Genomic DNA, 18,827 nt, shown 5'->3' with positions numbered 1-18,827 from the left:
GATGCGGCCGTCAAGGGGGTGCGTGATAGCTTCTAACTAATACTTGAGCCGATAAGCGGCTGATGGTGGCTGGTAGCGGCTCACGGCGAAACAGGGGCGGGAAGGCGGCGGCGGGCATGGTGGAGGCGGCGGAGAACGGCACGAAGACGAGCCCGCGCGAGCGCTACCGCGCCCGGGTGCGTTCGGAGATCAAGGAATGCGCGTGGCGGCAGATGGCCGAGGCGGGGACGTCCGCGCTCTCCTTCAACGCCGTCGCCAAGCAGATGGGCATGACCGGGCCCGCGCTCTACCGGTACTTCGCCAGCCGCGACGACCTGATCACCGAGCTGATCAGGGACGCGTACCGCAGCCTCGCCGACACCGTCCAGGCGGCGGTGGAGGCGGGCCCTGACCCCGTCGCGCTGGCCCACGCCATGCGCGCCTGGGCGCTGGCCGACCCGCAGCGGTACTTCCTCGTCTTCGGCACGCCCGTACCCGGCTATCACGCTCCCGGAGAGATCACGCAGATCGCGGACGAGGTGATGACGTGCATGCTCGCCGCCTTCGCCGCCCTCCCCGAGAGCGGCCCCGCGACGCCGTTCGAGACGCACCTGGAGAGCCACCGGGAGTGGGCCGAGGGGCACGCCTCGCCCGCGGCGCTCCGCCGGGTCCTGGCGTTCTGGACGCGCCTGCACGGAGCGGTGTCCCTGGAGCTCGCGGGCCACTTCACCGGGATGGGCTTCGACCCCGCCCTGCTGTTCGCGGCCGAGCTGGACGATCTGCTGGGGGGCGAGGGCTAGGGCGAGGGCGCGAGGGCAGAGGCAGGGGGGCGGTGACGGTCGGGCCGGAGGCCCGCAGCCGTCACTGATTCAGCGGCTGAACCGCCCGTTCCTCCGCATCGCGGAAGCCGTCGTCCCGAGAGCCGTCATCGCGACTGTTCTCCCGGAAGCCGTTCTCCCGGAAGCCGTCCTCTCGGAAACCGTCTTCCCGGAACCCGTCGGCCGGCTGCGGTATCCCCGTCCCCGCGGGCCGCAGCCACGTCGCCCGCACCGTCTTGCCCGCGGCGTGCGGATCCACTTCGAGACAGGTCGCCAGCCGCTGCACCATGTGCCAGCCGAGGCCGCCGCCCCCGCCGAGGTCCGGCGCGCGCGGTACGGGCTGGACGGTGCTGGAGTCGTCGATCTCCAGCACCAGCCGGCCCTGGCAGGCCCGCAGGCACAGCCGCCACCAGCCGGAAGTGTGCCGGATGGCGTTGGTGACCAGCTCCGAGACGACGAGCATCACCGCGTCCCGGTCCGCCCACGGGCAGTCGCTGGCCAGGAACTCCGCCGCGACGAGGCGGGCCCCAGCGGCGTCGGACTGCTGGGACTCCATGACCACCATGTGCCGCCGCCTCTTCTCTTCCGCCGAAAACTCGTTCAAGGGATTCTCACCCGAGGAACGCTTACCCAGCGATCAGCGGCTCATGAGCGCTCCGGAGGACGAGGGTATGCGCAGCGCGCACTCGACGGAACCGCGGATTCGCTGGACGGTGGAGGGAACGCGGGGGAAAGCTTCGGAGGAGGCGGTCACGATGGATCGTACGGACCATGGAAACCCGTATTTGAGCGGCCTGTACGCCCCGGTGGCCGAGGAGGTCACCGCCCGCGGGCTGCCGGTCACCGGGCGCCTCCCCGACGCGCTTAACGGCCGGTACCTCCGCAACGGGCCCAACCCGATGGACGTGGACGACCCGGCCGCCCACCACTGGTTCCTCGGCGAGGGCATGGTGCACGGCGTGCGGCTGCGCGGCGGCCGGGCCGAGTGGTACCGCAACCGCTGGGTCCGCAGCGACGCCGTCGCCCTGCGGCTCGGCGAGAAGCTGCCGCACGGCCCCCGCCACCTCGACATGGACGCGGCGGCCAACACGCACATCATCCGCTTCGCCGGCCGCTACCTCGCCACCGTCGAGAGCGGCCCGCTGCCGTACGAGCTCGACGGCGAGCTGAACACCATCGGCCCGCACGACTTCGGCGGCACCCTCCGGGGCGGCTTCGCCGCGCACACCGTCATCGACCCGGCCAACGGGGAACTGCACGCGGTGGCGTACTGCTGGGCGTACCCGTACGTGACGTACATCGTCGTCGGCGCCGACGGGCGGGTGCGGCGCTCCGTGGACATCCCCGTCGAGGGCCGCCCGATGATGCACGACTTCTCGCTCACCGGCTCCCACGTGCTCCTCTACGACCTGCCCGTCGTCTTCAGCCCCCAGTCGGCGGCCGAGGGCATGAGCTTCCCCTATGTCTGGGACCCCGAGCGGCAGCCCCGGCTGGGCGTGCTGCCGCGCGACGGCGACGCGGCGGACGTCCGCTGGTTCGAGATCGACCCCTGCTTCGTCTTCCACCCCATGAACGCCTACGAGGAGAACGGCCGCATCACCGTCCGCCTCGCCCGCTACGACCGGCTCTTCGGCAAGGGCAGCACGGGCCCCGACGAGTCCGTGCCGCTGCTGGAGCGGTGGACCGTCGACCTCGCCGCGGGGTCCGTGGCGTGCGAACGGCTCGACGACCGGCCGATGGAGTTCCCGCGCATCGACCCGCGCCGGCACACCGCGCCGCACCGGTACGGCTACGGAGTCCTGGCCCCGACGGAGGGCTACGGGGGCGGCGCCGCCCGCCTGCACCTCACCGGACAGGAGGCCCCGACCGGCGCCGGCCGGGTGGGCGCGGGGCTGGTCAAGTACGACCTGGAGCGCGGCACCAGCGAGATCCGCCGCAACGCGCCGGGAGAGGACTGCGGCGAGGCGGTCTTCGTGCCCGCGAGCCCGGACTCCGCCGAGGACGACGGCTGGCTCCTGTCGTATGTCTTCGATCCGGAGCGCGGCGCGAGCGATCTCGTCGTACTCTCCGCTCAGGACATCGCGGGCGACCCGGTGGCACGGGTGCACCTGCCGGTACGGGTGCCGATCGGCTTCCACGGCAACTGGCTGCCGGACGCGGGCTGACGCTCCGCGGACCGACGACGACGGCCGGGGGGCGGTGCCGGGCGCGGGCGAATCAGGGCATGGGCGGTTCAGGGCACGGCCGGGGAGGAACGCATGACCGAGGTGTACTTGCGGCGCCTGACGCGATGGCAGGCCGATCAGCAGCGGGAGGCCGTCGCGGACTTGTACGGGGCGGCGTACCGCGGGGTGACCGGCCAGGAGTTCCACGACCGGCGGGGGTTCCTCGACCGGTTCGAGGAAGACGTCAAGCGGCCCGGCTTCGACATGGTCATCGCCGGCGGCGCGGGCCTGGCCGGCTGCGTCTACGGCTTCCCGCCCGATCGCGACGGCGAGTTCTGGAAGGGCTTCCGAGGCGGCGTCTCGCACGAGATCGAGGAACTCACCGCGCTCGGCAGGGTCTTCGCCATCGCCGAACTCATGGTCCTCCCCGCGTTCCGCCGCAACGGCGTCGCCACCCGCCTTCAGGAGCAACTGCTCGCCCGCAGCACCGCCCAACTGGTGACCGTACTGGTCGAGCCGTCGAACATCCCGGCCCGTACGGCCTACCGATCCTGGGGATGGACGAAGTTCGGGGAGCTGTCGCCGGGAGGAAGGAGACCCGAACTGGAGGCGTGGAGACGCGATGTGGGTTCGTAGTCTCGGCATCCTGTGGCGGATTCGGATTCGGATTCGGATTCGGGTTCGGGTTCGGTGGCGGCGTAGCTGCTGGTGCCGATGCCCGTGCCGGTTCCGCCTCCGGCGACCGGCCCGGGTCCGCGCGTACGCCGCCGCAGGCCCGTGGCTGTGACGAGCGCGCCGATCACGGCCGCGACGACCGGTACGACCAGCGCCGCCCGCAGCCCCTCCAGCGCGGCGCCGGGGGCGTGGCCGGGGCCCGTGAAGGCGACGTCGACGGTGGAGGCCACCGAGAGCCCGAGCGCCGCGCCGAACTGCGTCGAGGTGTACAACAGGCCGCCCGCGAGCCCCTGTTCGGATCTCGGGACGCTTTCCGTGGCCGCGATGGTGAGAGGTCCGTAGCTCAGCGCGAAGGCGAGCCCGATCAGCAGGAAGGCCGGAGCCATCAGCGCGTACGACCAGTCCGCGCCGAGCGGGAGGAACAGCGCGTACGCCGCGATGGCGAGCACCAGCCCCCCGAGGATCACTCGCACATTCCCGAACCGCCGCACCAGCAGCGGCGTGAGCGTCGGCGCCAGCACGGCGTCGACGCCGAGCGGCAGCAGGGCCAGGCTCGTACGCATCGCCGACCAGCCGCGCTGCTCCTGGAGGTAGAGGACGGCGAGAAGCTGGAAGCCGAAGAACGAACCGACGAACATCATCGCGCCCAGATTCGCCCGGATCAGCGGACCCGACCGGAGCACCCCGAGCCGTACCAGCGGCGCCGCCGACCGCCTTTCGACGACCACGAACACCCCCAGCAGCGCGAGGCCCGCGGCGAACGCGCCGAGCGTGCGGCCCAGTTCCTCGGTGCCGTGCTCCAGCCGCACCACGGCGAAGACGATCAGGAGCATCGCCCCCGTCACGCTCACCGCGCCGGGCAGGTCGAAGCCCCGTACGGACCCCGGACCCGCGGGGCCCGGCCCGGTGCGGGGCTCGTGCGGGATGAGGCGCAGGGCGGCGAGGAGTATCGCGGCGGCGAAGGCGACAGGGGCGAAGAACACCCACCGCCAGCCGATCGACGTCAGCAGCCCGCCCACGACCAGCCCGAGCGAGAAGCCGCCCGCCGACGTCCCCGCGTAGATCAACAGCGCCTTGGCCCGGCGCGGGCCCTCGGGGAACATCGTGGTGATGATCGACAGCCCCGCGGGCACGGTGAAGGCGGCGGCCACACCCGTCACGAAGCGGGCCACGAGGAGCATCCAGCCGTCGCTCGCGAGGCCGCCCAGCCCGGAGAAGGCCAGGAACACGGTGAGCCAGAGCAGGAACATCCGCCGCCGCCCGAGCAGATCCGCCGTGCGCCCGCCGAGCAGGATGAAGCCGCCGTAGCCGAGTACGTACCCGCTCATCACCCACTGGAGGGAGCCGGTGGACAGGCCCAGATCGGCGCGGATGGACGGCAGGGCGACGTTCATCATCGCCAGGTCGGCACCCTCAAGGAAGATCGCGCCGCAGAGCACGAGCAGCACGGCGCGGGCGCGACCGCTGATGAGGGCGTCGCCGCCGGGTCCCCGTCCCGGTTCTGGTCCCGGTCCTGGGCCCGGTTCCGTCGAGTCGGGCGGTTCGGGGGAGGGGGTAGGCACGGGTCGGCTCCTCGGGATGGGTGGGGACCTCGGGGGCGGATGGGGGTTTTGGAGCGGGGCGGTTCGCCGGGGCAGGGCTGCGACGGCCGCGACGGGCCGAGGCGGAGCCTCCGAGGAAGTCGGTTCTCTCTTGTAACCAGCCCCATCCTGGGGAACCATGGCCCACTGTGGAAGAAGGCACTTCAAAGTCACCGACTGACCTCGCGGGTACCGAGAACGCACCTGCGGGTACCGAGGACGCACCTGCGGGTACCGAGGACGCCCTTGGGCAGTGCGGCGACCCTGGCGAACGCGGCGAACCCGACGGCTGCGGCGATCTTGACCAGTGCACCGACGAGGTCTGCGAGTGGGACGCCCGGCAGTGGGACACCAGGGAGGACTGCGAGGTCCGCCAGATCCTCGACCGCATCGCGGGCAAGTGGTCCCTGCTGGTCATCGCCCTCTTGGACCGCCGTTCGCTGCGCTTCACGGAGCTGCGCCGCGAGGTCGACGGCATCAGCCAGCGCATGTTGACGGTGACGCTGCGTCAACTGGAGCGCGACGGGCTCGTACGCCGCACCGTCCACCCCGTGGTGCCGCCGCGCGTGGACTACGCCCTCACGCCGCTCGGCGCGACCCTGCACGCCACCATCCAGTCCCTCGTCACCTGGACCGAGCGGCACCAGGCCGAGATCGCGTCGGCCCGCGCCGACTACGACGTACGCGCGGCCGCGGAACAGGCGGTCGCCGCCCACGGACGGTGAGCGACCGCGCCCTGGACGCACTCGCCCTGGAACGCACTGTCCCGCTCTCCCGCGACGCGACGCCGCGCAGGCGTCGCGGGGCATGTGTCCGGCCGCATCCGGGCCGGTACGGGCGAACCAGCGGCCAACGGCCGCTCGTACCCGAGGATGTCGGCATGACAGGTACCGACACACCATGGGGGCGCTGGGAACCCGCGCCCCTGCCCGAAGTGGCCGCCCTCTTCTCGGCCGGGACCGCGAGCTTGGCCGGGACCGCAGGCCCGGCCGGGGTCGCGGGCTCGTCCCGGCCCGTGCGCGGAGCGCCGTGGTGGATTGCCGGCGGGTACGCCGTCGAACTCGCCGTCGGCCGCGCCTTCCGGGACCACGGCGACATCGACGTCCTGCTGCTGCGCCGCGACCAGCTCGCGGCGCAGCGCGCGCTGCCCGGCTGGCAGTGGTGGGCCGCCGACCCGCCCGGCGCCCTCCGGCCCTGGGCGGCGGGCGAGATCCTGCCGGACCACGTCCACGACATCTGGTGCCGCCCCGGCCCCGCCGAGCCCTGGCGCATTCAGGTCATGCTCGACGAGAGCGACGGCACGGGCACGGAGTGGATCTCGCACCGCGACAGCCGGGTGCGCCGCCCCGTCGAGGCGCTCGGCGCGCTGACGCCCGAGTCCGTTCCGTATCTGGCGCCCGAGGTGCAGCTGTACTACAAGGCGAGGGACCCCCGCCCGAAGGACGAGGAGGATTTCGCCGCGGCGCTGCCGGTGCTCTCCCCGGGGGCCCGGCGCTGGCTGGTGGCGGCCCTGGACCGTACGTACGGGCGTCATCCCTGGTCACGGCGGGTGGCCGCGGCGGGCATCGAGCGAGTCCGGTGAGCCTTTCGGGTGGCGCGAAAAATCTCCGACGGCGAGGTGTCGAGAACGGCCCGCCCGCTCCGACGTCTCCTGTGAGAGGCGCCCACCGGGCGTCGGAACGAGGCGTCCGCCCGCCGGGCGTCCGCGCGAGAGGAAACGGTGAGGACGATGAAGTACCTGATCATGCTGCTCGGCAAGCAGTCCGACTACGACGCCATGAGCGGCTCCCCGGCCCCCGGCGAACCGGCGTGGACGGAGAAGGACACGCAGGCGATGTACGCCCACATGGGAGCGATCAACGACAACCTCGCCGAGTCGGGCGAGCTGATCGACGCGCAGGGCCTCACCGAGCCCTCCCAGGCCAAGCTCGTCACCGCGGCGAAGGACGGCACGCCCGTCGTCTCGGACGGGCCGTACGGGGAGGCCAAGGAGGTCCTCTGCGGGTACTGGGTGGTCGACGTCGAGAACATCGAGCGCGCCACCGAGATCGCGGCCCGCGCGTACGCCTGCCCCATGCCGGAGGGCGCGCCGAACTACCCGGTGGTGGTGCAGCCGATCGGAGAGGTGTGTGCGGACGAGATGTGAGGAGCGGCGACGGGATACCGGGGCCGGACCGTGAGCGGTGACGCCATGGGGGACGAGGACCTGCTGCGCAGCCTGGCGCCGCAGGTCCTCGGCGCGCTCGTACGGCGGTACGGGCACTTCGACGCCGCCGAGGACGCGGTGCAGGAGGCGCTGCTCGCCGCGGCCGTCCAGTGGCCCGAGCGGGGCAGGCCGGACAACCCGCGCGGCTGGCTGATCCGCGTCGCGTCCCGCCGGCTGACCGACGAGTTGCGCGCCGAAGAGGCCCGCCGCCGCCGGGAGGAGAACGCCGCCGCCCTGACGCCGCGCGACGAGTTCAGCGCGCCGCCGCCCGGCGAGGGGCGCGCGCCGTCCGAGGACGACACCCTGACCCTGCTGTTCCTGTGCTGCCACCCCGAACTCACCCCGGCCGCGCAGATCGCGTTGACGCTGCGCGCCGTAGCGGGCCTGACCACCGCGGAGATCGCGCGCGCCCATCTCGTACCCGAGGCGACGATGGCGCAGCGGATCAGCAGGGCGAAGAAGCGCGTCAAGTCGTCGGGGGTCCCCTTCGCCCAGCCGGACCACCCCGAGCGCGAAGAGCGCCTGGCCGCCGTCCTCCAGACCCTCTACCTGCTGTTCAACGAGGGGTACACCGCCACGTCGGGCAGCAGTCTGCAACGGGCCGAACTGTCCGGCGAGGCCATCCGGCTGACCCGCGCGGTCCGGCGGCTCCTGCCGGAGGACGGCGAGGTGGCCGCGCTGCTGGCCCTCATGCTGCTCACCGACGCCCGCCGCCCGGCCCGTACCGGCCCGGACGGCGACCTCGTACCGCTCGCCGAGCAGGACCGCGGGGCGTGGGACCGCGACGCCATCGACGAGGGAACCGCGCTGGTCGAGCGGGCACTTACGTCCCGCACGCCGGCCGGCCCGTACCAGCTCCAGGCGGCGATCGCCGCGCTCCACGACGAGGCGGAACGGTCCGAGGACACCGACTGGCCGCAGATCCTCGCCCTCTACCGGCTGCTCGAACGCGTCGCGCCCGGCCCCATGGTCACGCTCAACCACGCCGTCGCGCTGGCGATGGTCCACGGCCCGCGGGCCGGGCTCGGCCTCCTCGCGACCCTGGACGCCGACGCGCGGATGACCGAACACCACCGGCTCGACGCGGTACGGGCCCACCTGCTGGAGCGGGCGGGGGACAGGGAAGCGGCGCGGTCCGCCTACCAGTCGGCCGCGCGCCGCACCGCCAGCCTGCCGGAACGCCGTTACCTCCAGGCGCGCGCTACCAGGCTGAGTGCGGGGAACGCCGGATGATCCCGGTCCGCTTGACGGTCGCCAGGATCGGGACCGTCTCGATGCCGGTGATCAGTTCCAGCGCGCCGACCGCGGTGGTGAGGAAGGCGTAGAGCGCGTCGAGATCGGCGGCGGCCACCGCGACCAGCAGATTGGCCTGCCCGGTGGTGGCCGCCGCGAACCGCACCTGCGGATGGTCGCTCAGCGCCCGCGCGGTCGCCTCCAGCCCGCCGGGCGCCACCGTGATCCACAGCAGCGCCTCGGCGTGGACGCCCAGCAGCGCGAGATCCACCTCGGTGGCGGGCCGTACGGACCCGTCGCGTACGAGCGCGTCCAGGTGGCGCCGCGCGGTGAGCGCCGAGACGCCCGCGCGATGCCCCAACTCCCCGTACGTGGCCCGCCCGTCGGCGGCCAGCGCCTCGACGAGCGCGTCGTCGACTGCGGTTACGGGCGAGGGCTCCCTGGCGGCGGCGGTGGCGGGTTCGGCAGCGGGGCCGGGTTCGGGGGAGAGGAAGGCGAGCTGCTCGGAGGTCAGGAGCCCGGCCGTCCAGCGGAGCGACGCCGGGTAGACGCGCATCAGGCTGTGCGCGGTCCAGGAGTCCACGGCGGCGGTGGCGGGCAGATCGCGCAGCAGCAGCGCGTTACGGGCGTCGGGCCCCTCCAGGAACGTGATCGTGCAGATCTCGTCGCCGCCGCCCATGATGTCCACCCACACCGTGTCGCGCCGGCGCGCCAGCGTCGCGGCGACCGCCCGGATGCGCTGCGGGCGGCAGCGGATGCGCAGGGCCATCGGTACGAGCCCGGTGAACCGGGCCGGGCTCCGTACGGCGGTCGCCCGCAACGTGCCGTCGTGGAACAGCGGCGCGGCGCGGCGGACGACCGTGCGCTCGGAGACGCCCAGACACGCGCCCACGGTGCGCCAGGAGGCACGGGGCGAGGCGAGGAGGACGGCGGTGATCCGACGGTCCGTATCGTCGAGGGAGTGGCGCACATTCGGCATGCTAGGCCGTTTTGGTGTCCGGATTTCTTCTCCGCGACGGAGAATCATGGCCACAACCGGCGGAGAGCCCGTAGAACGATCACGAGACCGGTGCACAGGAGAGGTGACAGCCATGGCGGACAGCGCGGCGACGGACGTGGTGACGGACGCAGCGGTGACGGACGGGGAGCGACGACCGGTCGTGACCACGGACCGGGGCCGGGTGCGCGGGGTGACGGAGGGCCCGGTGGCGGCCTTCCGCGGCATCCCGTACGCGGCGTCACCGGTGGGGAAGCTGCGCTTCGCGCCGCCGCGGCCGCACGAGGGCTGGTCGGAGCCCCGCGACGCGGCGCGACCGGGCCCGTCCGTGCCGCAGAACGCTTCGCGGCTGGAGGCGGTGATGGGCAAGCGCACCCCGAACTGGGCGGAGGACGGCTGCCTCAACCTGAACGTATGGACCCCGGCGGGAGCGCTGCGCGACGCGGCCTCCGGCCGCCGCCCGGTCCTCGTGTGGTTCCACGGGGGCGGCTTCACGTCGGGGTCGGGAGGCTGGGACTGGTACGACGGCGGGAGGCTGGCGGCCCTGGGCGACATCGTGGTCGTGACGGCCAACTACCGTCTGGGACCGCTGGGTTACCTCCACCTGCCGGAGCCGGACTCCGACAACCTGGGCATGCGCGACCAGGCGGCGGTGCTGCGCTGGGTGCGCGCCAACGCCGAGGCGTTCGGCGGCGACCCGGAGGCGATCACGGTCGGCGGCCAGTCGGCGGGCGCGTACTCGTCCCTGGCCCTGGCGCTCGTACCGGAGACCCGCCCGCTGATCCGCGGCGTGATCGCCCAGAGCGGCCCGTGGGGCATGGAACCGCAGGACCCGGCCGAGGCGACCGACCACACGGCGGCGCTGGCCCGCCTCCTCGGCGTGGCCGGCGCCCCGAACCCCGGCGACGCCCTCCGCGACCTCCCGGTGGAACGCCTCCTCGCCGCCTACGCCCAACTCTCCGCCGACCTGGCCGTATCGGGCCACATCGACCCGCCCCTGTACCCGGTCCTGGGCGGCGCCGGAATGCCGTCGAGCCCGCTGCCGCAGGCGGTGGCCAACGGCGACCTGGGGGAGACCGGCCTGCTGATCGGCACGGTGAAGGACGAAATGACGGCCTTCGTAGGAGCCGGCCCCCACACCCAGCCCCTCACGGACAGCGTGATGCGCACCCCCGCCCTGGAAATCGCCGCGGCCCGCGCCGAACAGGGCACCCCGGCGTACGTCTACCAATTCGACCGCGAAGCACCGGGCGGCTCCGACCTGGGCGCCACCCACTGCGCCGAACTCCCCTTCCTCTTCGGCACTTTCGAAGCCTTCGCCGGCAGCCCCATGCTCGGCCACCCCACCCCGTCGGACCACACCCTCTCCACCACCTTCGCCTCCGCCCTCGCCGCCTTCGTATCCACGGGCTCCCCGAACGGCGAGGGACTGGAGCCCTGGGAGGCTCACGGGGTGAAGCGGTTCGGGTAGGGGTGAGTGAAGAGCGGGCCTCCGATGAATTGGCGGCCCGCTCTTCGTCTGTTGCTAAATGTCTTTTTCCGTCAGTGGCGGGGCGTGGTTGCCGCGACTTTCTGACGAGGGGCCGTTCCGTTGTGCGGACGGCATGCACACCTCGGGCGCCTGGGACCGGGGGTGACGGTCCTTGACTATGATGCGTATCAAACCTTTGTAAGGGGCACCTTTTTGAGGGTCGGCGTGAAGGGCCGAGGAGTGCTCGGAATGCAAGACCGGCGAGACGATCCGGTATTCAGCGGCCGGAGGGACGGAGGCTGCATCCACGTGTACCTTTTGCTCTCTTCTGGGCTGCGTCCTCGAGTAGGACAAGCAGGATGCTAAGCAGTCCTATCTCGGTGATGCAAACCACAGGGAAGAGGCGGTTCAAAGGTGGGGTGCAGAGCGGGTCAAGCGGTATCCGTCAGGGCTCCTGCCCTGTTGGCTCTCGTTCGAGGGCTAGGCCTCCGGGCCCTCCGCCTTGAACTCGCCGATCCGACGGTCCAGGCGCTCGCACTCGGACGGGTCCAGACCTTCGAAGCGACGCCGGGCTCGCTGCCACAGTGCCCGCGCGGCCTCGCGTCGGCCTGTCTGCGCCCGAACCTCGGCGAGCTCCGCACAGGCCCTGGCTTCGTCCTCAGGGGAGTGGATCTCGCATGCGATCTTCAGGGCGGCTGTCAGATGGTCGGCTGCCGCAGTTGCATGGCCGAGCCGGCGCTCTGCCGCTCCCAGGCCGCGGAGCGACTGTCCTTCTTCCAGGCCCGCGCCGATGCCGCGCGCCAATTCCAGGGCGTTTCGGTGATGATTCGCGGACTCTTCATACTGCCCGGATTCATATAGGGCGATACCGATCCCGATTACCGTGATGGTTTCGTTGCGACGGTCACCTAGATTGCGAAAGCAAATCAGGGCTGACTGGTATCGCTGCAAGGCTTCATTCAGCTCTTCCGGCAGTCGAAAAGCGTTCGCGAGGTTCAGCTGAGCCATCCCTTGCTCGGCTCGACTGCCGGACTTGCGGGCTATGGCGAGTGACTCCGTAAAGGATTGCCTCGCCGATTCCCGCTCTCCGATATGAAGCTGAACCTCCGCACTATTGTTGAGCGCCTGAAGTTGTCCGCGTTCGTCCTCTTCTGCGCGGAAAAGGGTCAGCGCCTCCTGGAAGTCCCGCAGCGCCTCCGACGGATTTCCCAGGTGCAGCTGGGCAATGCCCATATTGTTTCGGCTGCGAGCCTCGTTCCAGCGATCGCCTGAACCTACGCTGAGCTCCAGCGCCTCTTGTGCCACCGAGAGCATGGAAAGGGACTGGCCGCGATACCAGTGGAGTACGGCCAACTGCTGGAGCGCATCCGCCACCGTGCTGGTGTCGCCGACCGCGCGGGCCAGGGACAGGGCGCGCTCGCATGCTGCCGCCGCCTGCGCGTAACGTCCGGCGTGGGCTTGCGTGGTGGCGAGGTCCGCCAGGGCCCTGGCCTCCGCCTGCGGGACGCCGGCCGTGCGCCAGTGCTGCGCTGCGTGCTGGTGGATGTCCTCGCCCTCGGCCCAGTACCCGTCCGCGTCCAGAAAGGCAGCGAGTACGTGGCCGAACTGGGCGGCCTGGCAGGGATTTCCATGCGAGCGTGCGTACGCCTCTGCCGCTATCAAGGCGCCGTGCTCCACCGTCAGCCAAGATTTCGCCTCTGAAGGCCCTTCCCATGAGGGGAGTTGATCCGGAGTGAACTCGTGGCCAATGCCGAGCCTCGGACGTCGCGGATGGATCAGCCGGTCTGCTTCGTCGGCGGCGGCGAGGTAATAGGAGATCAGTCGTTTCCGCGCCAAGGACCGTTCCTCCGCCGGATCTTGGGCGGCGAGTGTAAGGGAGTATTCACTCAGAAGATCATGCGAGGTGAACCTGTCAGCCGTCGGTTCCTGGAGGAGATGCGCGTCGAGAAGGCTCTCCAGGACGCGCTCGGTCCGGTCGAGGGTCAGGCCCGTGAGGGCCGCGGCGGCGTACACGTCGAATGTCGGTCCGAGCCGGAGCCCGAGGAGGCGGAAAACCGTCCGCTCGTCAGTGGTCAGAGCGTTATAGGACAACTCGAACACTCGGGCTATGTCGGTATGCGCGTCCCGGATTTCATCGAGTCTGCCACGGCTGCGTGAAAGCCGCTGTATCAGATGGCGCGTGGTCCACGAGGGGCGAGAGATCAGCCGGCCTGCGGCGAGTTCGATCGCGAGCGGTAAATGGCCGCATAAGCGCACTATCTCAGCCACTTCCTCGTGGCGTGTGGTGCGCTCGGTTCCGACCAGTTCCGTGAACAGCGTGATGGCGTCGTCGTGCGGCATCAGGTCCAGGAAGACCGGACGCACACCCGGTACGCCCGCCAGGCGGCGACGGCTGGTGATGATGATCAGCGAGGATGAGCCGGCGGGTAGGAGCGGCCGGATCTGGGCGGGCCCGGCGGCATCGTCCAGGATGATCACCGCGCGTCGCGAACTCAGCAAGGTGCGCCAGCGGGAGGTGAGTTCGTCCAGGCTGCGTGGCGCCCCGGCCGACTCCACTCCGAAGAGCCGCAGGAGCGTGGTGAGGGCCGCGGCGGGCGTCAATGGCTGCCCGTTGGGGGAGTGGGCGCGTAGATCCAGATGAATCAGGCCCCCTGGATAGTGGGCGCTGAGTCGCCGCGCGGCATGCAGCGCCAGCAGGGACTTGCCGACCCCGGCCATGCCCGAAATGGCCTGCAATGCGATGACCGCGCCGCCTGAGCCGGGCGCGCCGCCGGCACGGAGTGCGCCGTTGGAGGAAGCCCCGGACGCCGAGTCCACGATGGTCCGTAACTCGGCCTCCCGGCCGACCAGTTCCGCGTGCGTCGGCAAGTTGGTGGGTGAGGGTGCGCCCCCAGTCTCAAACCCAGCCCCGCATTCCTTCCCGACGGCAGTCGTCGCGGCAGCCGGAGGCCGCGTCGGTGCGAGCAGCTCCCGCGCCGGGGCCTGGTTCAGGATGAGCTGATAGACGCGGCGGAGGGGTTCGCCGGGGTCGGTGCCGAGTTCCTCGCTGAGGCGCCGGCGGGTGGCTTCGTATGTGCGTAGGGCGTCTGCCTGGCGGCCGCAGCCGTAGTTGGCGGCCATGAGCATGCCAACCAAGGTCTCATCGGTGGGGTGTTGCTCCAGCAGCATCGACAAGTCGCCCACGAGGTCGGCGTAGCGGCCCATGCGCAACTCGACGGAGGCGCGGTTCAGGATGGCGGCGAGGTGGCGCTCCTCCAGGCTCGCGCGGATGCTGTCGGCCCACAAGCCCGTGAGACCGGCGAGCGGCTCGCCCCGCCACAGGCCCTCAGCCCGCTGGAAGAGGGCGAGGGCCCGGGTGTCGTCGCCGCTGTCGGCGACGGCGCGTGCCTGCGCCGTCAGTCGGCGGTAGCGGTGGCAGTCGACGGTGTCCGGGTCAATGTCGAGCGCGTACGCGTGGGCCTGCTGGACGAGGCGATCGCAGCCGTCGGCATCGCGGAACCGGCGCCTGAGTTTGCACGCATATGCGTGCAAACTCGCGCGCGGCTTGGCCGGTGGGCGATGGTCCCACAGCCGGTGGATGAGGGTGTCGAGCGGAACCGGCCGCCCCGCGTCGACCGCCAGGGCGGCGAGGAGCGTACGGCCCTTGGCAGAGCCCAAGCCGTCGTGGCGGCCAGATACCCGCAGGTCGACGGGGCCCAGGACGAGAACTTCGAAATCCACCAGCGTTCCCTTCGCCGGGTCCGCTCCGCTCTCCTTTTACCAAAGAATGGCACACCTTCAACAAAGGCAACCAGACACCACTACTTGATTCATTTTCTTGGCCGAAACGACCCGGGGCGGGGCTGTCGTCTGCCATCGGGACGTCAGCGAAGCCTGCCACTGGATGTCAGTGGTTCTGCCATGAGGTGTGTCAGTAGGTGCTGGTGTCGGCGTCGGTGCCGGTCGGTGAGGACGTCCAGGCGCGGGCTGAGGGTGGAGTGGTCGGGGGTCGAGCACCGCAGGGCGTACGGCCCGGCGAGGTGGGCGGGGATGATGTCGGCCGCGCACGGCGGGAGGGTGGTCTTGCCGGTGGTGTGGGCGTAGCTGGGGCTGTCGTTCGCCCGGAGCGCGCCGTCGCGTACCTCTTCGGGTGAGTTGATCTTTGCCTCGCCGGACGTGAGGGCGCTCAGTGTGCGTTCCGGCTGGTGTTGTGCCTCGCGCGCCGGTACCTCACACGGGTGGACTGGGTCGGGCATCTCTGGTCAGGCTCCGCGCGGCCTGCCCTACTGAATGAGAGGAGACGGAGATTCCGTTTCCCATCCGATGGAGGTGAGTGCCGTGCGTGAAACGCTGGTGAACATCGAACCCGAGGACGTCTACGAACCGCCGCAGCTGGCCGAGGTGGGCGAGTTCGCCGAAGCCACTCAGGGCGCCTCGTTCACGGGATGTCCCGAAGGTGTGTACAACCTCTATTACTGGTGCTGACCGGTTTCATAGGCGTCGGTCTCGACCATCTCGGTCCGAACCGGCACCCACCGCTGGACAGTTCGAGATCTTCTCCCGCCGCCTTGGCCTCCGGGCTGGGGCGGCGGGGGCGTCTTCGCTGTGTCCGCCTGCCTCGGTATTCAGACTCGTACGCCAAGAGAAGCCATGCCCCGACCCGATTCCAGCACAAGGGACGGGGCCCCAGCTTCGTCCGCCGCTACATGGCTGGGGTCACGGCGCTGCGGGGTCCAACCGGCGGGACGCGGGGGCGCTGTCAGGCCGTGGGTGTCCGTGGGGCGGGGCAGTGTGCGGGGGCCGGGCCGAGCGACAGGCATGAGGAGCTGAGTATGGCGAGTGGTACCTCGCGGAGCTGGTTCATCGTGGTTCCGGATCAGGAACTGCCGCCCGGTCTGCTGACCCGGTTGAGACCCCGAGTCGGCAGGGTGGTGCGCTACCCGTCGGGGCGGCCGTGGCTGGTGGGCGACTGGGCTCCGGAGCGGATGGTGGTGGCGTCGGCGGGCGAGCGGTTGCTGGCCGTGGCGGGTACGTCCTCGGCGACCGCCACAGACCTTCAAGCTCGCGTGAGGGACGTGAGCGCGGTCGCGGACGTGGAGGGCGCGCTGCGCGGCGTGCACGGCAGTTTCCATGTGATCGCGTCCCTGAACGGGCGTGGCTATGTGCGCGGGAGCGCCTCCGGGGCCTGTCGCGTTCACCGGGCCGTAGTCGATGGTGTGACGGTGTGCGCTGACCGGGCGCGCACGCTGGCCTGGCTCACCGACGCCGAGCCGGACACCGCCCAACTCGCCGCCCGCCTCGCCCCGGTCCTGCCGCACCCGCTGGCGGGCGCGGCGATGTGGAGCGGAGTGGAGACTGTCTCACCGGGTCACGCACTGCACCTGGAACCCGGGGGAAGCTGCCGTACCGTCGCGTGGTGGCAGGCGCCGGAGGCCGGACTGCCTCTGGCCGAGGCGGCGCTCGCGCTGCGTAAGGCGCTGTGCGACGCGGTCGCCCTGCGGGTACGCCCCGGACACGTGCTCGCCGCGGACCTGTCCGGCGGCATGGACTCCACCTCCCTGTGCTTCCTGGCCGCCGAGGCCGGCGCATCGCTGGTCACCGCGACCCTGCACTGGGAAGCACCGGGCAACGAGGACCAGCACTACGCCCGGTACGCGGCGGACCGCCTGCCCGACGTCGAGTCCCTGGTCTTTCCGTCCGCCGAACTGCCCTCCTGCTTCGCGGGCTTGGAGCGCCGCCGGGACCCCCAGGAGGAGCCTTCCCCCGCACTGCGGGACCGGGAGATCCAGCAGCACATCACCCGCGCGTTGCGTGCCCGGGGAGCGCCGTCGCGCCTCATGGGGCACGGAGGCGACCACGCCGTCGTGCCCCCCGCCTCCTACATCCATGCCCTGCTGCGCCGCGATCCCGCACTGGCGCTACGGCATACGGCCGGGTTCAAAGCGCAACGGCGCTGGCCGCTGGGCGCGACCGCCCGCGTGCTGCTGAGGGGCGGCTCCTATCCGGACTGGCTGAACACGGCGACGGGCAGGCTCCGCGAAGCCGCTGCTCCCCGTCCCACATGCGAGACCTGGGGGCCGCGGCCGACACTTCCACAGTGGGCGAGCACCCGGGCCGCCGACCAGTTCGCCACACTGCTGCGCTCCGCCGCCGAGCAGACGGCCCCGCTGGCCGCCGACTTCTCCCGACACGCCTGGATCCACCAGATGCGCGAGGCCGGAAGAATCGCCGGGCTCATCACCGACGACACCACGGCCGACGGACTGCCGGCGGACAGCCCCTTCTGCGACGACACGGTGCTGGACGCCTGCCTGTCCGTACGCTCCCACCAAGCGGGCCACCCCTGGTCCTACAAACCCCTGTTGGCCGCTGCGATGAGGGGCCTGGTGCCCGAGCACCTCCTGCTGCGCACCACCAAGGACCACTGCGAGATCGAGTGGTACCGCGGCATCAGAGAGCACCGGCGCCAACTCGCCGAATGGGCCGAGACGTCGCACCTGGTCGCCGCGGGCATCGCGGAGGAAGACGGGCTGCGACGCGCTCTGCTCAGCCCCGGCCTTCAGACCAGCGGCGGCGCCGAGTTGGAGAGAACCCTGGGCGTCGAGGCATGGCTGCGCGACGTGGCCGCCCACCCCGTACCCGCCTATCTCACCCTCCCCCCACGCCATCCGGACGAGGAGCCCCTCATCGACTCAGCTGCGCACTGACGTCGTCGTTCAGCCCAGTTCGAGGCTGGTGACGCCGTATGTGCGTGCGGCGTCTACCGACGGGGCGGGCCCGGCGTACATGCGCACGGTGTGCGAGCTGGGCGCCAGACCGCGTGCTACGGCGAGGTCGTGGGCGGCGCGCTGCGGCTCGGGCACGTCGAGAGCAACCGTTTCTCCCGGCCCGAGACCGGCGGTGAGGGTGTCGAAGAGCGCCTCGGCGGTCTCGCGGTCGTCGGCGAAGAGCGGGCCGATGCGGTGGCCGTCGCGGGCGGGACGGATCACTCCGTACCCGGCGATCCGCCCGTCGCGCAGGTGCACGTGTGCGGTATGGCCGTCGGCCGTCAGCCAGCGGGTGAGGAAACCGCGCCGGTCGGCGGGGAAGCACCGCCGGTCGTACGCGGCGATGGCGTCGAGGTGGTCCGGGGTGACGGGGGTGGTCGCGCCCGTGCCCGTACGGCCGGCGCCGCCGTCGCCCCCGCGTGGGCGGCCCACGAAGCGGATCGTGTCGTGTACGGCCTCGAACCCGGCCCGCTTGTACGTGGACTGCTGCGCCGGTACCGCGTCCAGGCCGACGGTCCGGGCGCCGGCGTGCGGGAAGGCGGCGCGCCAGGTGGCCAGGCCCAGGCCCTGCCCGCGGTGGTCGGGGTGGACCATGTAGTAGCCCAGGAACGCGTACTGGTCCGAGTAGTTGGCGACCGATATCGACGATACGGGCGGGGCGCCGGGCTCCAGGCGGCCTATGAAGAAGCCCGCGGGGTCGATCGGGTGGAAGGCGGCCGTGTCGTCGCGGCCGGGGTTCCACCCCTCCTCGGCGGCCCACTTCGCCACCTGGTGCCATTCGTCCAGCGACGCGGTACTGACGGTGAGTTCGCCGAGGGGGTGCATGTCTTCGGTGGTTCCCTTCACGTGATTGACGGGGTGTCAGGCATCTGGTCGCAGCCGACGCGGTCCGCGTCAGCACGACCCGGTCTCGTCCGGTGCGTTCGGGTCTGGTGCGGTCGGATCTGGTTCGATCCG

The 18,827-nt window shown here is 71.4% G+C and carries 16 protein-coding genes; 10 read left to right on the top strand and 6 right to left on the bottom strand.

From position 1 onward, the window contains the following. Positions 1–116 precede the first annotated feature (116 nt). Positions 117–779: a TetR/AcrR family transcriptional regulator gene (locus tag AB0I49_RS14605; protein ID WP_363227295.1), complete on the top strand. Its 663-nt coding sequence runs from the start codon at positions 117–119 to the stop codon at positions 777–779. Positions 780–840: 61 nt separating this feature from the next. On the opposite strand, the gene AB0I49_RS14600 is transcribed toward AB0I49_RS14605, so the two are convergent. Further along, complete coding sequence (locus AB0I49_RS14600) at positions 841–1,362, bottom strand: ATP-binding protein (RefSeq protein WP_363227294.1); 522 nt, start codon at positions 1,360–1,362, stop codon at positions 841–843. A gap of 190 nt (positions 1,363–1,552) precedes the next feature. Between AB0I49_RS14600 and AB0I49_RS14595 the strand changes: the two genes are divergently transcribed. Together AB0I49_RS14595 and AB0I49_RS14590 are read left to right on the top strand one after the other, a co-directional pair. Then, a complete protein-coding gene (locus AB0I49_RS14595; protein WP_363227293.1) occupies positions 1,553–2,962 on the top strand; it encodes a carotenoid oxygenase family protein in 1,410 nt (469 codons plus the stop codon). A 93-nt stretch (positions 2,963–3,055) separates the two neighbouring features. Next, a complete protein-coding gene (locus tag AB0I49_RS14590) occupies positions 3,056–3,598 on the top strand; it encodes a GNAT family N-acetyltransferase (protein WP_363227292.1) in 543 nt (180 codons plus the stop codon). Here AB0I49_RS14590 and AB0I49_RS14585 read toward each other — a convergent pair. After that, positions 3,505–5,106 carry an MFS transporter gene (locus tag AB0I49_RS14585; RefSeq protein ID WP_363227462.1) on the bottom strand — a complete coding sequence of 534 codons (1,602 nt, stop codon included), beginning with the start codon at positions 5,104–5,106 and terminating at the stop codon, positions 3,505–3,507. The genes AB0I49_RS14590 and AB0I49_RS14585 overlap by 94 nt on opposite strands. Before the next feature lie 260 nt (positions 5,107–5,366). Here AB0I49_RS14585 and AB0I49_RS14580 point away from each other — a divergent pair, with 260 nt between their 5' ends. The 4 genes from AB0I49_RS14580 (at position 5,367) to AB0I49_RS14565 (ending at position 8,656) form a co-directional block, all read left to right on the top strand. Continuing rightward, complete coding sequence (locus tag AB0I49_RS14580) at positions 5,367–5,942, top strand: helix-turn-helix domain-containing protein (protein ID WP_363227291.1); 576 nt, start codon at positions 5,367–5,369, stop codon at positions 5,940–5,942. 155 nt (positions 5,943–6,097) lie between these two features. Beyond that, positions 6,098–6,799: an amino acid transporter gene (locus AB0I49_RS14575; RefSeq protein ID WP_363227290.1), complete on the top strand. Its 702-nt coding sequence runs from the start codon at positions 6,098–6,100 to the stop codon at positions 6,797–6,799. A gap of 147 nt (positions 6,800–6,946) precedes the next feature. Then, positions 6,947–7,363 (top strand): YciI family protein, encoded by a 417-nt coding sequence (locus AB0I49_RS14570; protein WP_363227289.1) that lies wholly within the window; start codon positions 6,947–6,949, stop codon positions 7,361–7,363. A 45-nt stretch (positions 7,364–7,408) separates the two neighbouring features. After that, positions 7,409–8,656 carry a sigma-70 family RNA polymerase sigma factor gene (locus AB0I49_RS14565; protein WP_363227461.1) on the top strand — a complete coding sequence of 416 codons (1,248 nt, stop codon included), beginning with the start codon at positions 7,409–7,411 and terminating at the stop codon, positions 8,654–8,656. Here the strand turns inward: AB0I49_RS14565 and AB0I49_RS14560 are convergent. Next, positions 8,625–9,635, bottom strand: a complete 1,011-nt coding sequence (locus AB0I49_RS14560; RefSeq protein ID WP_363227288.1) for an AsnC family transcriptional regulator — start codon at positions 9,633–9,635, stop codon at positions 8,625–8,627. The two genes, AB0I49_RS14565 and AB0I49_RS14560, sit on opposite strands and share 32 nt — an antisense overlap. 112 nt (positions 9,636–9,747) lie before the next feature. Between AB0I49_RS14560 and AB0I49_RS14555 the strand changes: the two genes are divergently transcribed. Beyond that, a complete protein-coding gene (locus tag AB0I49_RS14555) occupies positions 9,748–11,124 on the top strand; it encodes a carboxylesterase family protein (protein WP_363227287.1) in 1,377 nt (458 codons plus the stop codon). A 480-nt stretch (positions 11,125–11,604) separates the two neighbouring features. Here the strand turns inward: AB0I49_RS14555 and AB0I49_RS14550 are convergent, their stop codons facing one another. Continuing rightward, positions 11,605–14,844: a BTAD domain-containing putative transcriptional regulator gene (locus tag AB0I49_RS14550; protein WP_363227286.1), complete on the bottom strand. Its 3,240-nt coding sequence runs from the start codon at positions 14,842–14,844 to the stop codon at positions 11,605–11,607. 143 nt (positions 14,845–14,987) lie between these two features. Beyond that, the gene (locus AB0I49_RS14545) at positions 14,988–15,359 is read right to left on the bottom strand and encodes a hypothetical protein (protein ID WP_363227285.1); all 372 of its coding nucleotides are present in this window, start codon (positions 15,357–15,359) and stop codon (positions 14,988–14,990) included. An 82-nt stretch (positions 15,360–15,441) separates the two neighbouring features. Here AB0I49_RS14545 and AB0I49_RS14540 point away from each other — a divergent pair, with 82 nt between their 5' ends. Both AB0I49_RS14540 and AB0I49_RS14535 read left to right on the top strand, forming a co-directional pair. Further along, entirely contained in the window at positions 15,442–15,588 is a 147-nt protein-coding gene (locus AB0I49_RS14540) for a lasso RiPP family leader peptide-containing protein (protein ID WP_363227284.1), read from the top strand. Positions 15,589–15,935: 347 nt separating this feature from the next. Further along, positions 15,936–17,810: an asparagine synthase-related protein gene (locus tag AB0I49_RS14535; RefSeq protein WP_363227283.1), complete on the top strand. Its 1,875-nt coding sequence runs from the start codon at positions 15,936–15,938 to the stop codon at positions 17,808–17,810. 9 nt (positions 17,811–17,819) lie between these two features. Here the strand turns inward: AB0I49_RS14535 and AB0I49_RS14530 are convergent, their stop codons facing one another. After that, a complete protein-coding gene (locus AB0I49_RS14530; RefSeq protein WP_363227460.1) occupies positions 17,820–18,695 on the bottom strand; it encodes a GNAT family N-acetyltransferase in 876 nt (291 codons plus the stop codon). Positions 18,696–18,827: the final 132 nt, after the last annotated feature.

It is taken from the genome of Streptomyces sp. NPDC050617, from assembly GCF_040654795.1.
Lineage (GTDB): Bacteria > Actinomycetota > Actinomycetes > Streptomycetales > Streptomycetaceae > Streptomyces.
The sequence above is the reverse complement of the archived record's forward strand: the minus strand, read 5'-3'. Positions and strand labels throughout refer to the sequence as shown.

What these genes read in the sequence shown, in the direction of transcription:
- AB0I49_RS14605 (WP_363227295.1), top strand. Translation starts at nt 117, where the DNA reads ATGGTGGAGGCGGCGGAGAACGGCACGAAGACGAGCCCGCGCGAGCGC.
- AB0I49_RS14600 (WP_363227294.1), bottom strand. Translation starts at nt 1,362, where the DNA reads ATGGTGGTCATGGAGTCCCAGCAGTCCGACGCCGCTGGGGCCCGCCTC.
- AB0I49_RS14595 (WP_363227293.1), top strand. Translation starts at nt 1,553, where the DNA reads ATGGATCGTACGGACCATGGAAACCCGTATTTGAGCGGCCTGTACGCC.
- AB0I49_RS14590 (WP_363227292.1), top strand. Translation starts at nt 3,056, where the DNA reads ATGACCGAGGTGTACTTGCGGCGCCTGACGCGATGGCAGGCCGATCAG.
- AB0I49_RS14575 (WP_363227290.1), top strand. Translation starts at nt 6,098, where the DNA reads ATGACAGGTACCGACACACCATGGGGGCGCTGGGAACCCGCGCCCCTG.
- AB0I49_RS14570 (WP_363227289.1), top strand. Translation starts at nt 6,947, where the DNA reads ATGAAGTACCTGATCATGCTGCTCGGCAAGCAGTCCGACTACGACGCC.
- AB0I49_RS14565 (WP_363227461.1), top strand. Translation starts at nt 7,409, where the DNA reads ATGGGGGACGAGGACCTGCTGCGCAGCCTGGCGCCGCAGGTCCTCGGC.
- AB0I49_RS14560 (WP_363227288.1), bottom strand. Translation starts at nt 9,635, where the DNA reads ATGCCGAATGTGCGCCACTCCCTCGACGATACGGACCGTCGGATCACC.
- AB0I49_RS14555 (WP_363227287.1), top strand. Translation starts at nt 9,748, where the DNA reads ATGGCGGACAGCGCGGCGACGGACGTGGTGACGGACGCAGCGGTGACG.
- AB0I49_RS14545 (WP_363227285.1), bottom strand. Translation starts at nt 15,359, where the DNA reads ATGCCCGACCCAGTCCACCCGTGTGAGGTACCGGCGCGCGAGGCACAA.
- AB0I49_RS14535 (WP_363227283.1), top strand. Translation starts at nt 15,936, where the DNA reads ATGGCGAGTGGTACCTCGCGGAGCTGGTTCATCGTGGTTCCGGATCAG.
- AB0I49_RS14530 (WP_363227460.1), bottom strand. Translation starts at nt 18,695, where the DNA reads ATGCACCCCCTCGGCGAACTCACCGTCAGTACCGCGTCGCTGGACGAA.